Annotated in this window: 14 protein-coding genes; 12 read left to right on the top strand and 2 right to left on the bottom strand. The window is 60.2% G+C overall.

The window, feature by feature from the left end:
* Positions 1-9: 9 nt before the first annotated feature.
* From tagF to OU993_RS26840, 9 genes are all read left to right on the top strand, one after another.
* Positions 10-774 (top strand): type VI secretion system-associated protein TagF, encoded by a 765-nt coding sequence (gene tagF, locus OU993_RS26880; protein ID WP_268162137.1) that lies wholly within the window; start codon positions 10-12, stop codon positions 772-774.
* Positions 764-1,453: a PP2C family protein-serine/threonine phosphatase gene (locus tag OU993_RS26875; RefSeq protein WP_268162134.1), complete on the top strand. Its 690-nt coding sequence runs from the start codon at positions 764-766 to the stop codon at positions 1,451-1,453. The genes tagF and OU993_RS26875 overlap by 11 nt, the downstream gene beginning before the upstream one ends.
* On the top strand, positions 1,446-2,384 hold the full coding sequence (locus tag OU993_RS26870) for a serine/threonine-protein kinase (RefSeq protein WP_268162131.1): 939 nt from the start codon (positions 1,446-1,448) through the stop codon (positions 2,382-2,384). Before OU993_RS26875 ends, OU993_RS26870 begins: the two co-directional genes overlap by 8 nt.
* A gap of 346 nt (positions 2,385-2,730) precedes the next feature.
* Positions 2,731-4,557, top strand: coding sequence for an ABC transporter permease (locus OU993_RS26865; protein WP_442793047.1), 1,827 nt, complete (start codon positions 2,731-2,733; stop codon positions 4,555-4,557).
* Position 4,558: 1 nt separating this feature from the next.
* Positions 4,559-5,668, top strand: coding sequence for an ABC transporter ATP-binding protein (locus tag OU993_RS26860; protein ID WP_268162128.1), 1,110 nt, complete (start codon positions 4,559-4,561; stop codon positions 5,666-5,668).
* Between the two features lie 86 nt (positions 5,669-5,754).
* Positions 5,755-6,867, top strand: coding sequence for an ABC transporter substrate-binding protein (locus OU993_RS26855; RefSeq protein WP_442793046.1), 1,113 nt, complete (start codon positions 5,755-5,757; stop codon positions 6,865-6,867).
* Between the two features lie 70 nt (positions 6,868-6,937).
* Entirely contained in the window at positions 6,938-7,771 is an 834-nt protein-coding gene (locus tag OU993_RS26850; protein WP_268162126.1) for an inositol monophosphatase family protein, read from the top strand.
* Between the two features lie 24 nt (positions 7,772-7,795).
* Positions 7,796-8,413, top strand: coding sequence for a protein phosphatase (locus OU993_RS26845; protein ID WP_268162124.1), 618 nt, complete (start codon positions 7,796-7,798; stop codon positions 8,411-8,413).
* Between the two features lie 12 nt (positions 8,414-8,425).
* Positions 8,426-9,442 carry a LacI family DNA-binding transcriptional regulator gene (locus OU993_RS26840; protein WP_268162122.1) on the top strand — a complete coding sequence of 339 codons (1,017 nt, stop codon included), beginning with the start codon at positions 8,426-8,428 and terminating at the stop codon, positions 9,440-9,442.
* A 31-nt stretch (positions 9,443-9,473) separates the two neighbouring features.
* Here OU993_RS26840 and OU993_RS26835 read toward each other — a convergent pair whose 3' ends face one another.
* Positions 9,474-9,596: a hypothetical protein gene (locus OU993_RS26835; protein ID WP_268162120.1), complete on the bottom strand. Its 123-nt coding sequence runs from the start codon at positions 9,594-9,596 to the stop codon at positions 9,474-9,476.
* 1,060 nt (positions 9,597-10,656) lie between these two features.
* Between OU993_RS26835 and OU993_RS26830 the strand changes: the two genes are divergently transcribed.
* Positions 10,657-11,964, top strand: coding sequence for an HlyD family efflux transporter periplasmic adaptor subunit (locus OU993_RS26830; protein ID WP_268162118.1), 1,308 nt, complete (start codon positions 10,657-10,659; stop codon positions 11,962-11,964).
* A gap of 57 nt (positions 11,965-12,021) precedes the next feature.
* Complete coding sequence (locus OU993_RS26825; protein WP_268162116.1) at positions 12,022-14,022, top strand: glycosyltransferase family 2 protein; 2,001 nt, start codon at positions 12,022-12,024, stop codon at positions 14,020-14,022.
* A gap of 555 nt (positions 14,023-14,577) precedes the next feature.
* Here OU993_RS26825 and OU993_RS26820 read toward each other — a convergent pair.
* Positions 14,578-15,588, bottom strand: a complete 1,011-nt coding sequence (locus OU993_RS26820; RefSeq protein WP_268162114.1) for a helix-turn-helix domain-containing protein — start codon at positions 15,586-15,588, stop codon at positions 14,578-14,580.
* Between the two features lie 420 nt (positions 15,589-16,008).
* On the opposite strand from OU993_RS26820, the gene bcsA reads away from it, so the two are divergent.
* Positions 16,009-18,243, top strand: a complete 2,235-nt coding sequence (gene bcsA / locus OU993_RS26815; RefSeq protein ID WP_268162112.1) for a UDP-forming cellulose synthase catalytic subunit — start codon at positions 16,009-16,011, stop codon at positions 18,241-18,243.

Below are 18,243 nucleotides of genomic sequence, written 5' to 3'. Positions count from 1 at the left end.
GGCGCACTCGTGGAAGCGGCAGGTTTTTTCGGAAAACTCCCCTCCGAGCGCGACTTCGTTTTCCGTGACCTTCCTGCGCAACTGACCGAAGCCTGGTCGGCCCGCATCGCCGCCTGGATGCAGGCCGGCCGCCAGGCGAGCGGTGAACTGACCTGGAAACAGTACTTTCTCGGCTCACCGGTGTGGCGTTTCGTCCTGCCCGAAGGCATGCCGGAAACGGGCGGTGCGCCTCTCGCCGGGGTGATGGCCGGGTCGATGGACGGGGCAGGCCGCCTTTTTCCCTTCACCGTCCTGATTGTCTGGACCGCTTCATCCGGCCAGATGCCGCGGCTTGATTGGCTCGACCAGATCCTTGATACAGTCGAACCGCGGATGCTCGCTTATCTCGACGGCCAGGGTGAGCAGGAGGCGCTGGTGCAGGCCGTGTTCCGGGCCGGGCAGGCCTTGCAGCAGCAATCCACGGATACCGCACCACTGCCGAACCTGCTGTGTAGCGGCGAGCAGGCCGCGCTCCTCCTGCACGGCGCGCCACCCTGGCGTGGCGATCTGGCGCCGCGGATCTTGGCGCGTGTCGATCGTGGCGAAGACAGGAATTCTGCCGACGCCTGTGAAACGCTCTGGTGGCATGACGGACTGGGGGAGACGCTGGAGCCGCAATGCCTGGCGGTGCGCGGACTTCCGGCGGTGGCATCCGCGGCCCCGCTCTTTTGTCCGATCCTGACGTCCGACTGGCAGGAACGGCAGGCGGATCCGGGAGCCTTCGATGACAGGTGATCATGGCCATCTGACCGTTCTGGATGCCGAAGCCGCGAGCCGCAGGGGCACTCAACACACGGTCAATGAGGATGGGTATCTGGTACTCGCCGAGCGGGGCATCTTTTGTGTTGCGGACGGCATGGGAGGGCATCGGGACGGTGAGGGAGCCAGCCGCAGCCTCATCCAGGCGCTTGACGCAGCCGCAGCCGGCGAGGGCGGTTTCGAAGAGAGGATCCGCGGCGTGGAGACGGCGATCCTTGCCGTCAACGAGGCGCTGCACGCACCGACCCGGACGGTGCCCGGTCTGGATATTTCCGGCACGACCGTCGTGGTGCTTCTGGTGGGTGATGGTTATGCCTGTTGCCTCTGGGCGGGGGATTCCCGCCTCTATCTGGTGCGCAGTGGACGGCTTTATCTGGTCTCGGAGGACCATGCGGCGGCCGGCGGCGCATTGACCCGGGCGGTCGGCGCCAGCGCGCATCTCGTGCTCGACCGCCGGGTGATCGAAATCGCCGAGGGCGATGTTTTTCTGCTGTGCACCGACGGCCTGTTGAAGGGGATCGGCGAGGATGACATGCTGGCCGTGATCGGGGCACCGGATGGTCATCCGGCCGAGCGGTTGATCGCCAAGGCAGTCTCCGGAGGTTCCAACGATGACATTACCCTCGTCATGGCCTGGATCGGTCGTCATGGATGAGGCCGAGAGGGGGCCGGGTGAGGATATTGCCGTTGCCCGCCCGCTCGCAGCACCGGCCGTGCCGGCAGTTCTGCGCGGCCGTTTCGAGATCATCGAGGAGATCGGTCGCGGCGGTCTGACCTGCGTCTATGCGGCGCGTGATCTGGTCGCGGCGCGCGCCGGGCTGGCGGAACCGATGGTCGCCCTGAAGATCATTGCCGAGGACGAGGGCGTCGATCCCGATCTCGTGGCCCTGATGCATCGCGAGGCCCGGCGGCTGCGCGACCTCGTCCATCCCAACATCGTGCGTGTCTTCGACATGGAGCAGGACGGCAGGCTGCATTTCATGGTGATGGAACGGCTGCAGGGGCAGTCGCTGGCGGCGCTGTTGCGCAAGGCCGAAGGGCATCGCCTGCCGATTGCCGGCATCGACCGCATCGTCGTCGAGGTCTCAGCCGCTCTTGCGTTCGCCCATGACCGTGGCATCGTGCATGCCGATCTGAAGCCGGGCAATATTTTCCTCGAGAGCGGCGGGCGCATCAAGCTGATCGATTTTAACATCGCCTTTCCGCTGGCGCGCCGGCCGAAGGCGAAGGAGGAGGACACCATCGCCATTCTCGGCCGGCTGGGTGCGCTGACGCCGGCCTATGCCTCGCCGCAACGGCTGGCGGGCGCAGAACCCGGCAGCGGGGACGATGTCTATGCGCTGGGGGTGGTGGTCTATCAGGCTCTGACCGGGGAGAAACCCTATGGCGGGGCCACGGCAACCGAGGCACAGGCCTCCGGCACACCGCTGAAACGGCCGCCCGGCCTTTCCTTCTGGCGCTGGCAGGCGCTGCGGGCGGCGCTTGCCCTCGACGACGGACGACGGATCTCCGACATTCGCCAGTTCGCCGACCTGTTCCTCGGACGTCCGGGCAGCTGGATCGCCTGGCGACTCGGTTTGCGCTGACGAGAACAGCCGCGCTCTGCATCCTCCATGACGGTCACGTCCGTGTCGTCTTTGCCGTAGCGCACATCCAACGCGGTGCCGAGATGCTCCTCCATCCTGTTGCTGAACAATAGGGATGCACACGCTTGCAACCTATTGACCCGATTTCCGTGGAACCTCTCCGTGAGACGGGCGTATTGCCCGCCACAGTTGGTCTATTTGTGTCGTCCATGACATCTAAAATTTGCACATAGGTGCAAATTGTCATCGCCCTGTCATCTCGCAGCCTTAACCGTCCCTCGACCGGCGGACGAAGAAAGACGCCCTGCCGCTCGAGATGTTTGACACGAAGAGAAGGAGCCGGAGGATGGTACATGCGCTGGAACCCGCCGCTCGCCATCCGGCACCGCTTCAACGTCTTGCACGCATGGTCGCCGTCATGCGGCACGAGCCGGCACTGGCCATCGGCGCTGTTCTGACCCTTGCCTTTGCTTATCTGATCGTTGCGCCAGTGGTTTCGATCCTGCTGCAGGCGGTCGTGGTGCAGCCGGGGGATTCGGCCCGCCTGCATCAGGGGGAGGGGGCATTCACCCTCTATTATCTCGCCCGCGCCTTCGCCTCGCGCATGTCCGGCATCCTGCTCTGGGGACCGCTCGTTCATACGCTGACCATTGCCGCGGGTACCGTGGCACTGTCGGTCAGCCTTGGGGTCGTGCTCGCCTGGCTGGTCAACCGGACGGATCTCGTCGGCCGTGGCTGGTTCGCCACGGCCCTCGTCGTGCCCTTCATGCTGCCCACCTGGACCTTTGCGCTGGCCTGGACCACCATCTTCAAGAACGGCGTCGTGGGCGGTCAGCCGGGCTGGCTGCAGGCCATGGGTTTTGCAACGCCCAACTGGCTGGCCTATGGCACGCTGCCGATCATCGTGATCCTGGTGCTGCATTACACGCCGCTGGTCGTCCTGATCGTCGGCAATGCGCTGCACCGGCTCGACGTGCAGATGGAGGAATGCGCCCGCATTCTCGGCGCAGGCCCGCGAATGATCGCCTTCTCCATCGTGCTGCCGCTGGTGCGGCCGGCGCTTTTGTCAGCGGCACTGCTGATCTTTGCCGATTGCATCGGCGAATTCGCCGTGCCCTATATTCTCGGCCTGCCGGTCAATTACGACACGCTGTCCACCGGGCTCTACCGGGCGCTTTCCTCGCGCCAGACGGGGGTCGCCGCAGTGCTCGCCGGCGCGATCATGATCATGGGTGTCGTCACGCTGATGATCGACCTGCGGATGATGCGCGAGGCGCGCCGTTTCGTCACCGTCGGCGGCAAGGGTGGCCTGATGCGGCGCCAGTCGCTCGGCCGGCTGCGGCATCTGGCGGCCCTGCTGCCGGCCGCCGTGGTGCTGATCGGCGTGGCGTTGCCGCTGCTTGCGTTGTTTCTTTCCACCGTGATGATCCTGCCCGGTCGCTTCACGCCGGATAATTTCACCCTCGACTTCTGGATTGGCAGCAACCTGCATACGGTCGCGCTGCGCAACGGCATCCTGCTGACACCGGAATTCTGGGCTGCCGCCTGGAATACCGTGCGCATCGTCGGCATTGCCGCGGCCATTTCCGGCACGCTCGGCCTGCTGGTCGGTTATGCGGTGCTCAGAAGCCCGGTGCGGCTGATCGGCCAGGTGCTGCGGCAGATCACCTTCCTGCCTTATCTGGTGCCGGGCATCGCCTTTGCCGCCGCCTTCCTGTCGTTGTTTGCCGTCAGCAGAGGCCCGATCCCCGCGCTTTACGGCACGCCCTTCATCCTGATCCTGGCGCTGGTGGCGGAAAACATGCCCTTTGCCAGTCGCTCCGGCATCGCCGCCATGACCCAGCTCGGCCGCGAGCCGGAAGAGGCGGCGCGCGTCGCGGGCGCCGGTTTCCTTACCCGGATGCGCCGCATCGTCATCCCGATCCAGGCTGGGCCGCTCGCAACCGCAATCCTGCTGCCCTTCATCTCGGGCATCAAGGGCGTCAGCCTGTTCGTCATCCTGGCCGTGCCGGCCACCGACGTGCTGACCACCTATTCGCTGCGCCTGCTGGATTACAACTACGATCAGGCCGCCAATGCGGTGGTGCTGATGATCGCCCTGATTGCCTGGCTTGGAACCGTGCTGATCCAGCGGATCTGCGGCACGGGACTTGCCCGCGGACTGGAGAGCTGACATGCCGGACATCCTTCTTGAAGGCCTGACCAAGACCTATGGCAAGGGCGCGGCCCCTGCCGTCGACGGCGTCAGCCTCACCGTGCCGCACGGCGAATTTCTGTGCCTGCTCGGCCCTTCCGGTTGCGGCAAGACGACGATCCTGCGGATGATCGCCGGCATCGAGCACGCCACGGGCGGCACCATCCTGATGGATGGCGAGGCGGTCGACAGTGTCGATCAGGCGCGTTTTGTGCCGCCGGAGCGCCGCCGCGTTGGCCTCGTCTTCCAGAACTATGCGCTCTGGCCGCACATGACGGTGGCGCGCAATGTGGATTTCGGCCTGCGCCTGCAGAATGTCTCGCCCGCCGAGCGCGAGGCGCGTTGCCGCGACGTGATGACCAAGCTGAAGATCGCCGACTATGCGGATCGTTATCCCGCGCAGCTGTCCGGTGGGCAGCAGCAGCGCGTGGCGCTTGCCCGTATGCTGGCGATCAACCCGGATGTCCTGCTGCTTGACGAGCCGCTCTCCAATCTCGATGCGGCCCTGCGTCTGGAGATGCGCGCCGAACTGCGGCGCATTCACGAAACCTTCGGCACAACCATCATCTTCGTCAGCCATGATCAGTGGGAGGCAATGACGCTGGCGAGCACCATTGCCGTGATGGATCGCGGCCGCCTGCAACAGGTTGGCTCGCCTGACGAGATCTATGCCCGTCCCGCCAATCGCTTCGTCGCCGAGTTCATCGGCAATCCGCGCATCAACATGGTGAACCTCGCGGACACGCCGGCAAGGGCAGGGGAGAGTGTTGCGGCCCATCTTGCCGCGCGCCTTCCGCAGGCCGCGGGCGCAAGCGTCTGCGGCATCCGCCCGGAGGAAATCCGGCTCGTCCCTGAGGTTTCCGGCGATGCGCTGTGCGTCACCGTCGCCGGCATCATGCCGACCGGCGGCAGCTGGGTGATCGAACTGGCATATGGCGCGGATCGCCTGTTTTTCTCCACCCAGAGCCGCCCGAAGGTGAAACCCGGCGAGCGGATCGGCTGCATGCTGCCCGACGAGGCGCTGCACCTGTTCGACGCCGAGGGTCGGCGTCTTGCCATTCCCGGCTACGGCCTCTCCGAAGCCGCCTGACATGGTGGCCGCGGGGTGCCGCGGTCGCCAGAATACCTGGCCGAGCATCCGGTCAGTCCCCTTTTCAACCTCAACGGAAGACGACCATGACCTTTTCCATGAAGACCAGCCTTCTGGCATTCGCGGCCTGCCTTTCCGCAGTCTCGGGCGCCGCTGCCGCCGAACCTTTCGACCTCGACGCACTGATCGCCGCCGCCCGCAAGGAAGGCCCGATCCATGTCTACGACTCCACCGGCAAGATCGTCGAGCAGGCGAAGGCCTTCTCCGCCAAGTATGGCGTTCAGGCGATCGGGACCAAGGCCAAGGCGCCGGACATCCTCGAAATCGTCAGCCGCGAGGCACAGGCCAAGAACGTGCAGGCGGACGTGGCGATCATCTCCGATGCGCCGGCCGCCCAGGAGCAGCTGATCGCCAAGGGTTATGCGACGAGCTGGGTACCCGGTGATCTCGCCGGCGATATTCCGGCCACCTACCAGAACCCGCTGACCGTGATCCTGGCGCCGAATGTCTGGACCTACAACACGGCGCTGAACGCGTCGTGCCCGGTTACCAACATCTGGCAGCTGACGGAGCCGAAGTGGAAGGGCAAGGTGTCGATGCAGGACCCGGTGGGCAAGCCTTCCTATACGGACTGGTTCAACCAGATGGCCAAACATCACGACAAGGACCTGGCCAAGGCCTATGAGGCCGAATTCGGCAAGCCGCTGCCCGCCGGTGAGGAAAGCGCCACCGCCGCCTTCGTCAAGGCACTGGCCGCCAATGGCCCGCTGCTGACCGATTCCGATGGTGCGGCAGCCGATGCTGTCGGTGCCCCGGATGTGAAGGAGGCCTTTGTCGGCCTCGTCAGCACCGCCAAATACCGCGAAAACAAGAACGGCATGAAGCTCGGCATCTGCGCCGGCCTGCAGCCTTTTGCCGGCTGGAGCTATCCCTCGCTCGGCCTGATTGCCAGCGGCTCGAAGAGCCCGAATGCGGCAAAGCTGTTCATCCACTACATGATGACCGCCGAGGGCATTGCGCCCCAGGCCGACGACGGCAAGATGTCCACCAATGTCAAGGTCACGCTGCCGGCAGACGAACCTTCCGGCATCGCCAGGATCAGCAACCAGATCATGGGGTATGACGCCGCGACGGCCGCCGACGACTGGCAGCGCCGGCAGGATTGGCAGGACCTGTGGAGCCTGAACTACAAGAAGTGATCTCCCTCAGGGATCGGCCGTCCGGAGGCTCCGGACGGCCATTACATGATTTTTTTTGGACAGACAGCCCTTGATCGATACCCTCACACATCTCCATCCGACGGACCTTGAGATCGACAGGCGCGAGGCCGTGCTCCACGACCTGATCCGCAGCGCCGGCGCGCTTGCGCTCTCCTGCTACCGCAGCCGCAAACCCGGCGATTTCAGCCTGAAGGGCCGGCAGGATTTCCTGACTGAGGCCGATGGACGGGTGGAAACCTTCATCCGCGCCGAGCTGGCAAGGATCCTGCCGCTGGACGGACTGCTTGGCGAAGAAACCGGCGGAACGGTCGATGCGCGTCCCCTCTGGGTCGCCGATCCGATCGACGGCACCGCCAATTTCGCCCGGGGCATCGATCACTTCTGCGTCTCGATGGCCTTCGTGCAGGATGGCGTGACCGAACTCGGCGCCACCTTCAATCCGGTAACGGACGAACTTTACCTTGCGCGGCGCGGTCGCGGCGCCGTCAAGAACGGAAAGCCGCTTTCCACGGCCACGACGCCTGAACTGGCGCAGGCTTCGGTCGAACTCGGCTGGTCGCCGCGTGTCGGCAATGCCGCCTATCTAAAAACCTTCGGCGCCATTCTTGATAGCGGCGCCAATATCCGTCGCGGTGCTTCAGGCGCGCTGGCGCTGGCCTGGGTCGCCGAAGGTCGCAGCGATGCCTATGTGGAATTTCACATGAATGCCTGGGATTGTCTGGCAGGGCTGCTGATGGTGCGTGAGGCCGGCGGTCGTATCGGTCTCTTTCCCGCGTCGCACGCTGCAATTGCCGACGGCGGCCCGATCATCGCTGCGGCCCCCGCCATTGCGGAGGCGCTTTCGGCGGCTGTTGCCATGCCGCTTGCTCCGTCCGCCCCCTGACCGAATTGAAAGGCCGACAATACGATGTCTGCGCATGCCACCAAACATTATCCCCGTCCGCCGATCAGCCTGATTGCCGAAAACCTGCCCGGCTGGGGCATCAATCTCTATATCGGCGGCTCCGACGGTGCGGCCGATGCGGCACTTCTCGCCGAACACGGCATCAAGGTGGTGCTGAACTGTGCCGTCAATCTCGATATCGACCTTGTCGATGTCGCGAAGACCGGCGTTGCCGCACATCTGCTGCGGCACGGCGCCGGCCATGTCCGCTATTACAAGCTCGGCCTCGTCGACGGTCCCGGCAATCCCGAGGTGATGATGCTGGCCGGTTACCACATGCTTCGCTCCTTGCTCGACCAGCACCTGCCGGACAAACCCTCCTATCCGCTGCGCGACAAGGGCCATGTGCTGGTGAATTGCCGGGGGGGACGCAGCCGTTCGGTCTCGCTCGTCGCGCTGTTCCTGCATCTGGAGTTTCCCGATCGTTATCCGGCATTGGCCGATGCCATCGCCCATGTGCGCCAGGCGCGTGCGCTGCATCCGGACGAATGGCACGAGACGCCGAAGCCGGAACTGGTGCATCTTGCCGAGCGGGCCGCCGCCATGGCAAAGCTTTTGAAACAGGCAGGCTACGGCCTCTGAGACGGACTGCGGATGACCGGAAAGACGCCGAAGACCATTGCCAGCGCCGCCGAAGTGGCACGCCTTGCCGGCGTGTCCCGTTCAGCCGTCTCGCGCACGTTTACGCCGGGCGCCAGCGTGTCGGATGAGACGCGCGAGCGCGTGCTGGCAGCCGCCGAGCAGCTGAACTACCACGTCAACCATCTGGCACGCGGTCTTTCCACCGAACGCAGCCGGCCTGTGTGCATTCTCGGCGCCGATCTCAACGCCCCCTACCAGTCGAAGCTGTTGGATGCGCTGACGCAGCGTCTGCAACTGGCCGGCCGCGCCGTCATGCTGATCAATACGGCCGGCGGCGAGGCGACCGCCAGTGCAGCACTCCGCCAGACGCTGAACTACCGCGCCTCCGCCACCATCGTCTTGTCCGGCACGCCGCCCGCCTCGCTGGTGGATACCTGTGTGAAGAGCGGCCAGCATGTCATCCTGGTCAACCGTGCCGGCCAGTTTGCAGGCGCCGACCATATTTCCGTCGACCATGCCGGCGCCATGGCGGATGCGCATCACATGCTGGCGCGCGCCGGCTGCCGGCGGCTGGCGGTCGTCTCCTCCACCATCGGTTCGCCCAGCCTGACAGCACGCGAGCGCCTGTTTCAGGCCGCAGCAGAGGCGGGGGGACACGAATGCCGCGTGCTGCGTGCCGGTCCGACCAGTTATGCCACCGGGGTGGAGGCGGCCCGCCGGCTGCTGGCGGCCCGCGACAGGCCGGACGGCGTCTTCTGCGCAACCGATCTGATCGCCTGCGGTTTCATGGACGCTGCCCGCCAGGAATTCGGCCTCTCGATTCCGCAGGATCTCTGCGTCGTGGGTTTCGACGACATCGAGATGGCCGGCTGGTCGAGCTACCGGCTGACCACCTTCGCCCAACCGCTTGCCGAGATGGCCGAGGCCATCGCAGCCCTGCTGGAGCGATCCGGCGAGGCGGAGCGGACCGAGGCGCATCACCTGTTTGCCGTCCCCCCGGTCTGGCGCGGCAGCGTTCGCCCGGCCTGACGCAGAGCGCCGGGCGTGGCTGCGCGGTTAATCACGCCCCCGGCCGGCCAGTTCGCCCGCGCACCTTCAGCACCACGTCGACGACCGCGACCAGCGCGCATGAGGAAACCGGCTTGGTCAGATGGGCAAGCAACCGCGCCCCGATCTTGCGCATGACGGAACCCCGGTGAAACTGACCGTCACCTTGCTGTTTGGCGAACGTCATCGAGCATTATATGATACGCAAATTTAATATGAAATGTGTCGTCGTCGCGACTTTGTATTACTTATTATTGGAAAATTTCTATGTAACTCGTCTTTTCAGCTGAAATATAATATCTTGTCCAAGATATTTTCAATTATGAATTCATTTTAGTCCTTAGATATTGCGGGGTCATAATCGCCATCCAAGGTCGAAACTATCTATAAAGATGCAAATTACGGGATTCGTCAGAATGCCGTCAGCGCTGCAGATCTATGCATGTGACTTCAGACAAAGAGCGCAAGAACACGGACTTTGGCGCAAGGATCCGGACGCCCATCTTTCGTCGATGATCAATAGTTCATTAATATTGGTTAACGGTTGCCATGTTTGGGACCATCCCTGTCGGGTGTTTTGTGCCTGGGCTGGCCTGCGCGACCTAGCTGGAAGTCTGCAATTGCAACGGGGAGTGCGCTACCTTGGTTAGGGTCCTGACAATCGGCTTCTGGTTCTGCATTACCGTCGTGAATATCCTGTTTGTGGCCGAGTTCGTCGGTCATTCCACGAGGCTCAGCCTGCCTCTGCTGATGATTGCCATCTTTGCGGCAGTCATGCTTTTCCGGCTTGGGGACAATTGGCGCGATGTTTTTGCTGCACTGGGAGTAGCAGCAGCCTGCAATATGTCGACTGGTAAACCACGAGCATATTCCGCCTATGGCCAACCTGACCTCGTTCTACCGGCCAGACGTTAGTACTCGAGACGGCTCGGGCCCAGTCACTCTTGGCGGCGCGTGCCGCGATGATCACCGTCGGCGAAGCACTCACTGTTACGCCGGAAAATTGGGAGGGTTCATTCTATTGTCGAGTCTGCGTCGTGGGGGCGGCGCAAGCTAGGTCCAGGCCTTTCGTGTCCAGGCCATCATCAAAACTGAATAGGACGCATTTCTCGGATCTCAAGGCACCTGCTCGGAGGAGGATAATTGCAGGTACGCTTCGACATCTTGCCATAGCATAATCAGGGGCTTGACGTTAGATGAAGTCGAAAATTATCCGGTACACGATTGTATGGTCCGTTGTGCTGGCTGCGTCCTACTTTGCGGTCAGCCCCATCCTCTTCCCCCGCAGTATCGAGGCTATCATCAATGCACCAATCGAGGTGGTGCGGGCGCCAATCGATGGCCGCGTTTCCGCTCGTTCTGTGCGTGCAGGCGAATTCCTGGCTTCCGGAACAAGAGTCGCCAGCATTGCGAATGAACGCGTTGATGAAAAATTCCTGCTGGAGATGAACAACAGCATTGTTGCTTCCCGTGCCGAGATGCTCTCCTTGGACAATCAGATACTACGGCTAAAAAGCCAGTTGGATGATTTGCGAGACCTGATCGCGATGTCCAGCGGCAGTGCAGTCGAGCGCCTTCAATCGCAATATCGTCAAAAACAGATCGACGCAGCAGCACTTGCGACCGAACGTGATCTGCTGATTGAGGAGGCGCAGCGTGCGGAGCGGCTTGCACATCAGCAGATCAAGTCCGGATCGGAAGCTATCAGGGCGCGCCGTGAGGCCGATATTGCCGCATTTCGTACCGAAATCGCACGCGAGGAAGCCGCCGAACTATTGCTGCGTATCGAGGCAGTTAAGGCGCGTCTAATTACCGATTTCGATTCATCCATGTCGAGTTTGCGTATTCGGGAAAGTGAGATGACCGAGCGGCTCGAGGAGAAGCGCAATGAGCGGGATGCCGTTGCCCTGTCGGTGGCGCAATTTGAAAAATCAGCGCGTGCGGAAGCACTGCGCACCGAGCGTCTGCGGCAGGTGGAGCTGACGGCACCGGTCGGCGGGCGGGTGTGGCAGATCGCCATGACCGACAGCGAATTCGTGCAGGAAGGCGACACCCTCATTGAGGTTGCCAACTGTGCCGCGGAAGTCGTGACCGCAACGGTGACTGAAAGGATTTTTAACACGATCCGTGTGGGGCAACCCATCGACTTTGTCGCGGAGAGCGATCGAATCCGTCGTCCAGGAGTGATCATCCAGGCCAGTGGTCCTGCCTCACGCGTGGATGAGGTGCGCTATGCCATCCGCTCCAGTGCCAACGAAAAGAAGGAATTCCGGATTGCAGTGCGTCTTGATCAGGCCGAAAACGATCCGGACGTCTGCAGCATCGGTCGGACCGGCAAGATCCTGTTTCGCAGTCGTCTCGGCGATGAAGTTGAGCTCTTGTCCGTGGCGATCAAGGGCTGGATTGGCAAGATGTGGCTGACAACAGCACAGGCCTTCCCCCTGGTGCAGGAGGGCAACTTCCCTGCTGACCACGCAACAGGAACACCTGATGCATCTCGCTGACGGCGGCTAAACCGCCTCGAGTGAAGCCTATCGGATCAGCCCTTGTAGGAGCGGGATGTGACATCTTTCCTTGACTTCGGTTTTATAACCGAGTTTGCCGGACTTGATTGGCGTGGCGTGCTGATCCTCGTCGTTCTTGTGATGTGCCTCACAACGTCGCCGACGAGGTCTGGTATCCGACTTCTGATGGCATGTTTCGTCCTTTTTCTTGCTGGGCGTTATCTGGTTTGGCGCTTTGAGACGCTTCCCGATCTGACGCGCACGCCTTTGCCTGTTGTGTGCTGGCAGGTCGGTTTCTTTGTCGTGGAGGGGCTTGCGCTCAGCGGCGCGTTTCTGACCTGGTTGTTTCAGTCGCGCTATGTTGATCGCTCGGCCGAATCCACCCGGCTTGCAGGTCTGATGGAAAGGCAGCCGTTGGTCGATGTCTTTATTCCGACCTACAACGAATCTGCATATATCCTGGAGCGGACCTTATGCGGCGCTACCGCGATGGATTACGATAACTATCGTGTCTGGTTGCTGGATGATGGCAAACGGGATGAGATAAGAGACCTGGCGGAGGACTTCGGCGTCGGCTATCTGCGCCGCTCCGACAATGCCCATGCGAAGGCTGGAAACATGAACCACGCACTTCGACATGTTTTGGCGGACGTGCGCCCCCCAGAATTGATTGCCATCCTCGATGCTGATTTTGTCCCGACACCGCGTTTTCTGTCACGGGCGGTTCCCTTCTTTGAACGTGGGGATGTCGGTCTTGTGCAGACACCACAGCATTTCTTCAATCCGGATCCCTTGCAGGTGAACTTGAAAGGCGAGGGCCTGTTGTCGGACGATCAGCGTTTTGCACAAGGAGTGGATTTGCCGGCACGGGATGCCTGGGGGATCGCAACTTCATGCGGAACATCCTCGTTGGTACGGGTCGCATCGCTGCAGGCGATCGGAGGCTTTCCGACAGAAAGCGTCTGCGAAGATACACTCACCTCCGTCAAGTTCTGGACAATCGGACAAAAGACCGTGTTCCTGAATGAGATCCTGACCCAGGGATTGGCGGTCGAGGGCATTGGCGAGCTGCTTGGGCAGAGGGGGCGCTGGTCGCTGGGCAACATGCAGATCGTTCGATCCGAATGGGGCCCGTTCAGCCGCCATTCCATGCCGGTTCTGGCGCGTCTGTTTCTCCTCTCTCTGCTGATGGGGGCTGTCATCTCTCCGCTCATGCGATGCCTGATTATCGTGGCGCCGATCCTGTACCTGTTTTTCGGCGTGCTCCCGGTGTCGGTCGATGTGGTAGAATTGTTTGCCTATCTCGGCCCATTTCTGTTTGTCCACTATGTCGGGATGGCCTGGCTGTCGCGTGGCAGCTGTCTGCCGATTTTGACGGAGGCGATCACCACGGTCGAATATTTCTCGACCTTTCGGGCGGCATTGGTGGGGCTACTGAAACCCCTGGGTCACAAGTTCAAGGTGACTGCCAAGGGCGTCGAACGTTCCGCAAGCGTGTTTCACTGGCGACAGATTATGGTGCTCTCCCTGCCATTGATAGCATACGGCGTGGGCATCTATCTTAATCTTGTCGAGTTTCCGTTGAACGTGGCCAATGCCGAAACGATGATCGTGATTTGCGCCTGGTGTTACTTTAATTCTCTGATGCTCATCATCGCCATCTATCTCTGCATCGATCTGCCGCGTTCGCCCCATACCGATCTCATACACCTCGACCGACCCGGCGAACTGGTCCTGGACGGGCAGAGGCAAAGGGTCATCATCTCATCGTTGTCGCCGCACAGCGCTATCGTCAAAGGGCCGGCGCTGAAAGATCCATGCATTGATCAGGCAATGACTTTGCACGTCGAAGACTTCGTTTTGCCTGCGCGCTTGGAACAAACGAACGGGAAACCGGAAGGCCGCGACGGTCTGGTTCTCCGTCTGGAAACAGATGCGGCGACGAGGCGCCGCCTGATCAGGCGCCTGTTCAGTGGAGAGATGGTCAATTCGGTTGAAAAAACGGAGGCGCTTACGGCGTTTGCACTAGCGCTTTATCGTCCTCTACGGACGACGTGACAGGGAGCCATGACCTTCCATTCCGGCAATTGCTAAGAGGCTGCCTGAAAAAGAGATGGGCGATTTCGAAAGGTTATGATTCCTTCGGATTTGCGACGATTCGATCGAGGTCACGATGGCCTGAATAGAAATCGCCCGTCGGCATTCTGCCCGGCCGACGGTAGCTGTACAAGCGACAGCACAGACCGGGATTGCGCACTGCTTGAGCCGTTGCTGCCGATATCCCGCGGCTGGATCGGCCTCGCATCACTGATTTGCCGAGGGCCGTCCAACGATCCCGCCAAATGACACTGGAAACGATCGCCGCAATGAGCTGATGATCCGTTGATCGGTCTGCCACCCGCCACTCATCCCTCCCTCTGGGACGAACCGTGGTCGTCGAAGCTACACAATGTCCTGGGACGCGATCCCTTTTCGAGTCCGTCTCTTATGGAACGCTGTCGGCCAGATCGCCACACTACTTCGAACTGCAAGAATACGCCAATCACTTCAAATCATGCGGATATCACTCCGAATAAAGTGGTCATGCTCTAAGCGTCTCCAGATCGATTACATTTAATGGGTGCGCGCCGAAAGACCCGAAGGGCGGTCCTGCATGCTGTCGGATTTCCTAAACATATCGATGGGCACTATTTGCTTCATGCGAAATTTACTGGGTGATTGTCCCAGTTTCGTAATGAACAACTGTCGCATGTTGGCTTGACTTCCAAGTCCGCTGAGACGTGCAATATCCTTGATCTTGCGGTCGGAGTTCAGAAGCAAATCGCAGGCGTGCCCAAGGCGAACGGATAGGATAAAGCCCCCAAGGGTCTGACCAGTCCGATCCTTGAACGTCCGTGACAGCGTCTTTTCGGTCATGGATACCATTTTGGCAAGCGCAGGAACCGTGAGGTCAGCGCTCGGATTCTGCTCTATCCAGTCCTTTAGCTTATCCATGGATGAACTTCGCACCGAATTGCGAGATCCACTGACCATCTGGCTCATTCGCTCAAAGACTCCGATGCGCCTGGCAAGCTCCTGGGCGAACGGCAGCCCGAATTCGCTCCCCACCAAAGCCAATACGACGTTCTTTGCCCTGTTGTTGGATGTCCAGGTCCAGAGAAAGCCAGCATCGCAAAAGTCCGCAAAAGGTTCGATGGTTGCCCGACGATCAATGGACAGAATTGCTGGGACGTCCGCAGGGTCGCAGGCAATCCTGCGCCCCTGGGTCACGCCGGATGCCGCCGCGAAGACGACACCGTTCCCCCATGCGCAGACCCGACGGACATTGTTGCGGGAAGCAAAAAAGGTCACGCAGTCAGCGTCTGAGGCTTTGGGGGTCAAACACTCCGCCGGCGGTATCAGAATGATCTCAAAATCATCAGGCACCTCCTCCAAGCTATAGGCAGCACTGCACACCAACCACGTGCCAATACGTGACACGGCCCCTCGCGATTTTGCGAAGGTTGTCAGCGAGAAGATCTCCTGTCCCGCAAGCTTATTGACCATTTCGATACACTTCGCGAGATCAGCCATCTCGGCAAGTGATACATTGTCCCAGAGTAAGACGCCAATCCTCTTTGTCATGCCGAACCTTCTCGTCTATTAACAAAGCATATAAGCGGAATTCATGATCTAAATTCCATCATGCAGCGCACAAAAAAAGAACATATTGCTACGAAATTGTGACTATTTTTTCATCTCACTCGATTAATTCGAAGCAATATGCGCATCAAGATCGAACTTACGGTGTGGATATTTGTATGAATATATATTCACGGGTAAATTTTCGGTCAATACTTTAATTATACGCGTACGATTCTGGACAATAAGCATAAGAAAACGGACAAAGCCGCAACAATTGAGACAGACGCCTTTCATTGCGGATTAACCTCTCCTTTACCTTACGAAAGTGGGCACGCCTCGACTGTCGATCTTGCTGAACGCACAGCCTTTGTCGTCTCACACACGAAGTGATGTTCGTAACCCACATGGGAGTGCGTTATCTTGGTTAAAGCCCTTACATTTGGCTTTTGGTTCTGCGTTGCCTTGCTGATGCTCCTGCTGGTCGCTCAACCCGTCGGGCATTCGACGCGGCTCAGCCTCTCGCTGCTGGTGATTGCCATTCTTGCGGTGATCATGCTCTTCAGACTTGGCGGTGTATGGCGGCATGTCTTTCTGGCTTTGGCCAGTATCGTCATCTTGCAATACGCCTACTGGCGCACCACAAGCACCATCCCGCCCGTCGATGACTTGTATTCATTCGTGCCGGGTATTCTGCTCTACGCTGCGGAGATGTTCTGCATCCTGATGCTCGCCATCAGCCTCTTCGTGATTGCCGATCCTATCGAGCAACCTCCTGCGCCGGAGATCGACGACGCTGACTGCCCCACAATCGATGTCTTCGTGCCAAGCTATAACGAGGATCGAGAAATTCTGGCGCTGACTTTGGCGTCCGCGGCAGCTATGGACTATCCTGCAGACAAATTCACGGTCTATCTGCTGGATGATGGCGGCACGGACGCCAAACGGCTCAGCAGCGATCCAGACACTGCCGCAAAGGCAAATGCAAGGGCCGCGGATCTGATGAGTCTGTGCAGCGACCTTGGCGTCGTCTATCTGACGCGGGCGGAAAACCTTCATGCCAAGGCAGGCAACCTCAACGCGGCCCTGTGGCGCACAACCGGCGAACTGGTCGTCGTCTTTGACGCTGACCATGCACCAGAGCGAAGCTTCCTGCGGCAGACGGTGGGACACTTCCTGACGGATCCCAAGCTCTTCCTGGTTCAGACGCCGCACTTCTTTTCCAATCCGGACCCGATCGAACGCAATCTTGGCACTTTTGGCAAGATGCCTTCGGAAAACGAAATGTTCTACGGCAAGATCCAGAAGGGACTGGATCGTTGGAACGCGTCCTTCTTTTGCGGATCTGCAGCTGTTCTTCGGCGCGAAGCTTTGGAAGAAGTCGGTGGGTTTTCCGGAATTACGATCACCGAAGACTGTGAAACGGCCCTTGAGCTTCACTCTCGCGGCTGGAACAGTCGCTACATCGACAAGCCGCTTATCTCCGGCCTTCAACCGGAAACCCTGGCAAGCTTCATCGGCCAACGTTCTCGCTGGTGTCAGGGAATGGTCCAGATCCTTCTCCTGAAGAATCCGCTGTTCAAGCGCGGCCTGAGCTTTCCACAGCGTGTCAGCTACCTATCCAGTGCACTCTTCTGGTTCTTTCCGTTCGTACGGGCGGCATTTCTGATCGCGCCCATTCTCTTTGTATTGTTCAACATGAAGATCTTCGTCGCATCCTTCGAAGATTTTATCGCCTATACGGTGATGTATATCATCGTTGCTGAAATGGTTCGCACGTATCTCTACGGAAATGTACGCTGGCCCTGGGTTTCAGAGCTTTATGAATATGTTCAGAGTGTCTACCTCATCAAAGCCATCGTAAGCGTCATTCTCAAGCCGAAAAGTCCAACCTTCAAGGTCACGGCAAAGGGCGTTTCGCAGAAACATGACAGCATTTCCGAGCTGGCATTGCCTTACGTCGTCATCTTTGCGGTTCTGGCCATCACCCTCTTTGTTGCGGCTTACCGCTACAATACAGAGCCGGAAATTTCGAGCCTGCTACTGATCGCTGGTATCTGGAACTGGATGAACTTGGTTATCGCCGGGGCAGCACTCGGCGTGGTGACGGAACGAGGCCAAGATGTTGCCGGGGTCGAACTGCCCGTGCGGGCATCCGTGGAAGTCGAGTTTGGTGAGACGGTGCTGAAAGGGGCAATCATCAATGCCTCTGCACGTGTTGGCCGCCTTGTGCCGGTTGAAGCGACCACGCGCCAGTTGCGCAAAGGTGAGTACGGCCGACTTCGCCTGCTCGATCCATCTGCGAATATGCTCATCACCAGCCTGCCGGTTCACATCGGTGCTATTTCAGGCACCGGCGACAACAGCATCGAGTTGAAATTCGAAGCAGAAGCTCATCATTTCCCGATTATCGCTGAACTGATGTTCCGAGATCTTTCAGTTGTGCGAAATCAAAGGGAGCTTCGCCGGAAGCCCAAGAGCCTGATCGCAGGGAGCATCCGCTTCATCCGCTGGGCGGTGACCTGCCCGCTTTCCGCTCTGTCGATTGCATTGAGCGGTACTCCGAACCAGCCGGTCGGCGAGCGCAAAACGAAGTCCGTTTCCACCTCTCCGGTTGTCGCCACGGCTGCCTTGCGCCATCGGGAGATTGGAGAATGA

The sequence above is a fragment of the Rhizobium sp. SL86 genome (assembly GCF_026672545.1).
Lineage (GTDB): Bacteria > Pseudomonadota > Alphaproteobacteria > Rhizobiales > Rhizobiaceae > Neorhizobium.
Note: the sequence above shows the minus strand (reverse complement) of the source record. Positions and strands in the feature narration are given on the sequence as shown.

Coding starts and splice junctions, on each gene's coding strand:
- OU993_RS26875 (WP_268162134.1), top strand. CDS start 764: ATGACAGGTGATCATGGCCATCTGACCGTTCTGGATGCCGAAGCCGCG.
- OU993_RS26870 (WP_268162131.1), top strand. CDS start 1,446: ATGGATGAGGCCGAGAGGGGGCCGGGTGAGGATATTGCCGTTGCCCGC.
- OU993_RS26865 (WP_442793047.1), top strand. CDS start 2,731: ATGGTACATGCGCTGGAACCCGCCGCTCGCCATCCGGCACCGCTTCAA.
- OU993_RS26860 (WP_268162128.1), top strand. CDS start 4,559: ATGCCGGACATCCTTCTTGAAGGCCTGACCAAGACCTATGGCAAGGGC.
- OU993_RS26855 (WP_442793046.1), top strand. CDS start 5,755: ATGACCTTTTCCATGAAGACCAGCCTTCTGGCATTCGCGGCCTGCCTT.
- OU993_RS26845 (WP_268162124.1), top strand. CDS start 7,796: ATGTCTGCGCATGCCACCAAACATTATCCCCGTCCGCCGATCAGCCTG.
- OU993_RS26840 (WP_268162122.1), top strand. CDS start 8,426: ATGACCGGAAAGACGCCGAAGACCATTGCCAGCGCCGCCGAAGTGGCA.
- OU993_RS26835 (WP_268162120.1), bottom strand. CDS start 9,596: ATGCGCAAGATCGGGGCGCGGTTGCTTGCCCATCTGACCAAGCCGGTT.
- OU993_RS26830 (WP_268162118.1), top strand. CDS start 10,657: ATGAAGTCGAAAATTATCCGGTACACGATTGTATGGTCCGTTGTGCTG.
- OU993_RS26820 (WP_268162114.1), bottom strand. CDS start 15,588: ATGACAAAGAGGATTGGCGTCTTACTCTGGGACAATGTATCACTTGCC.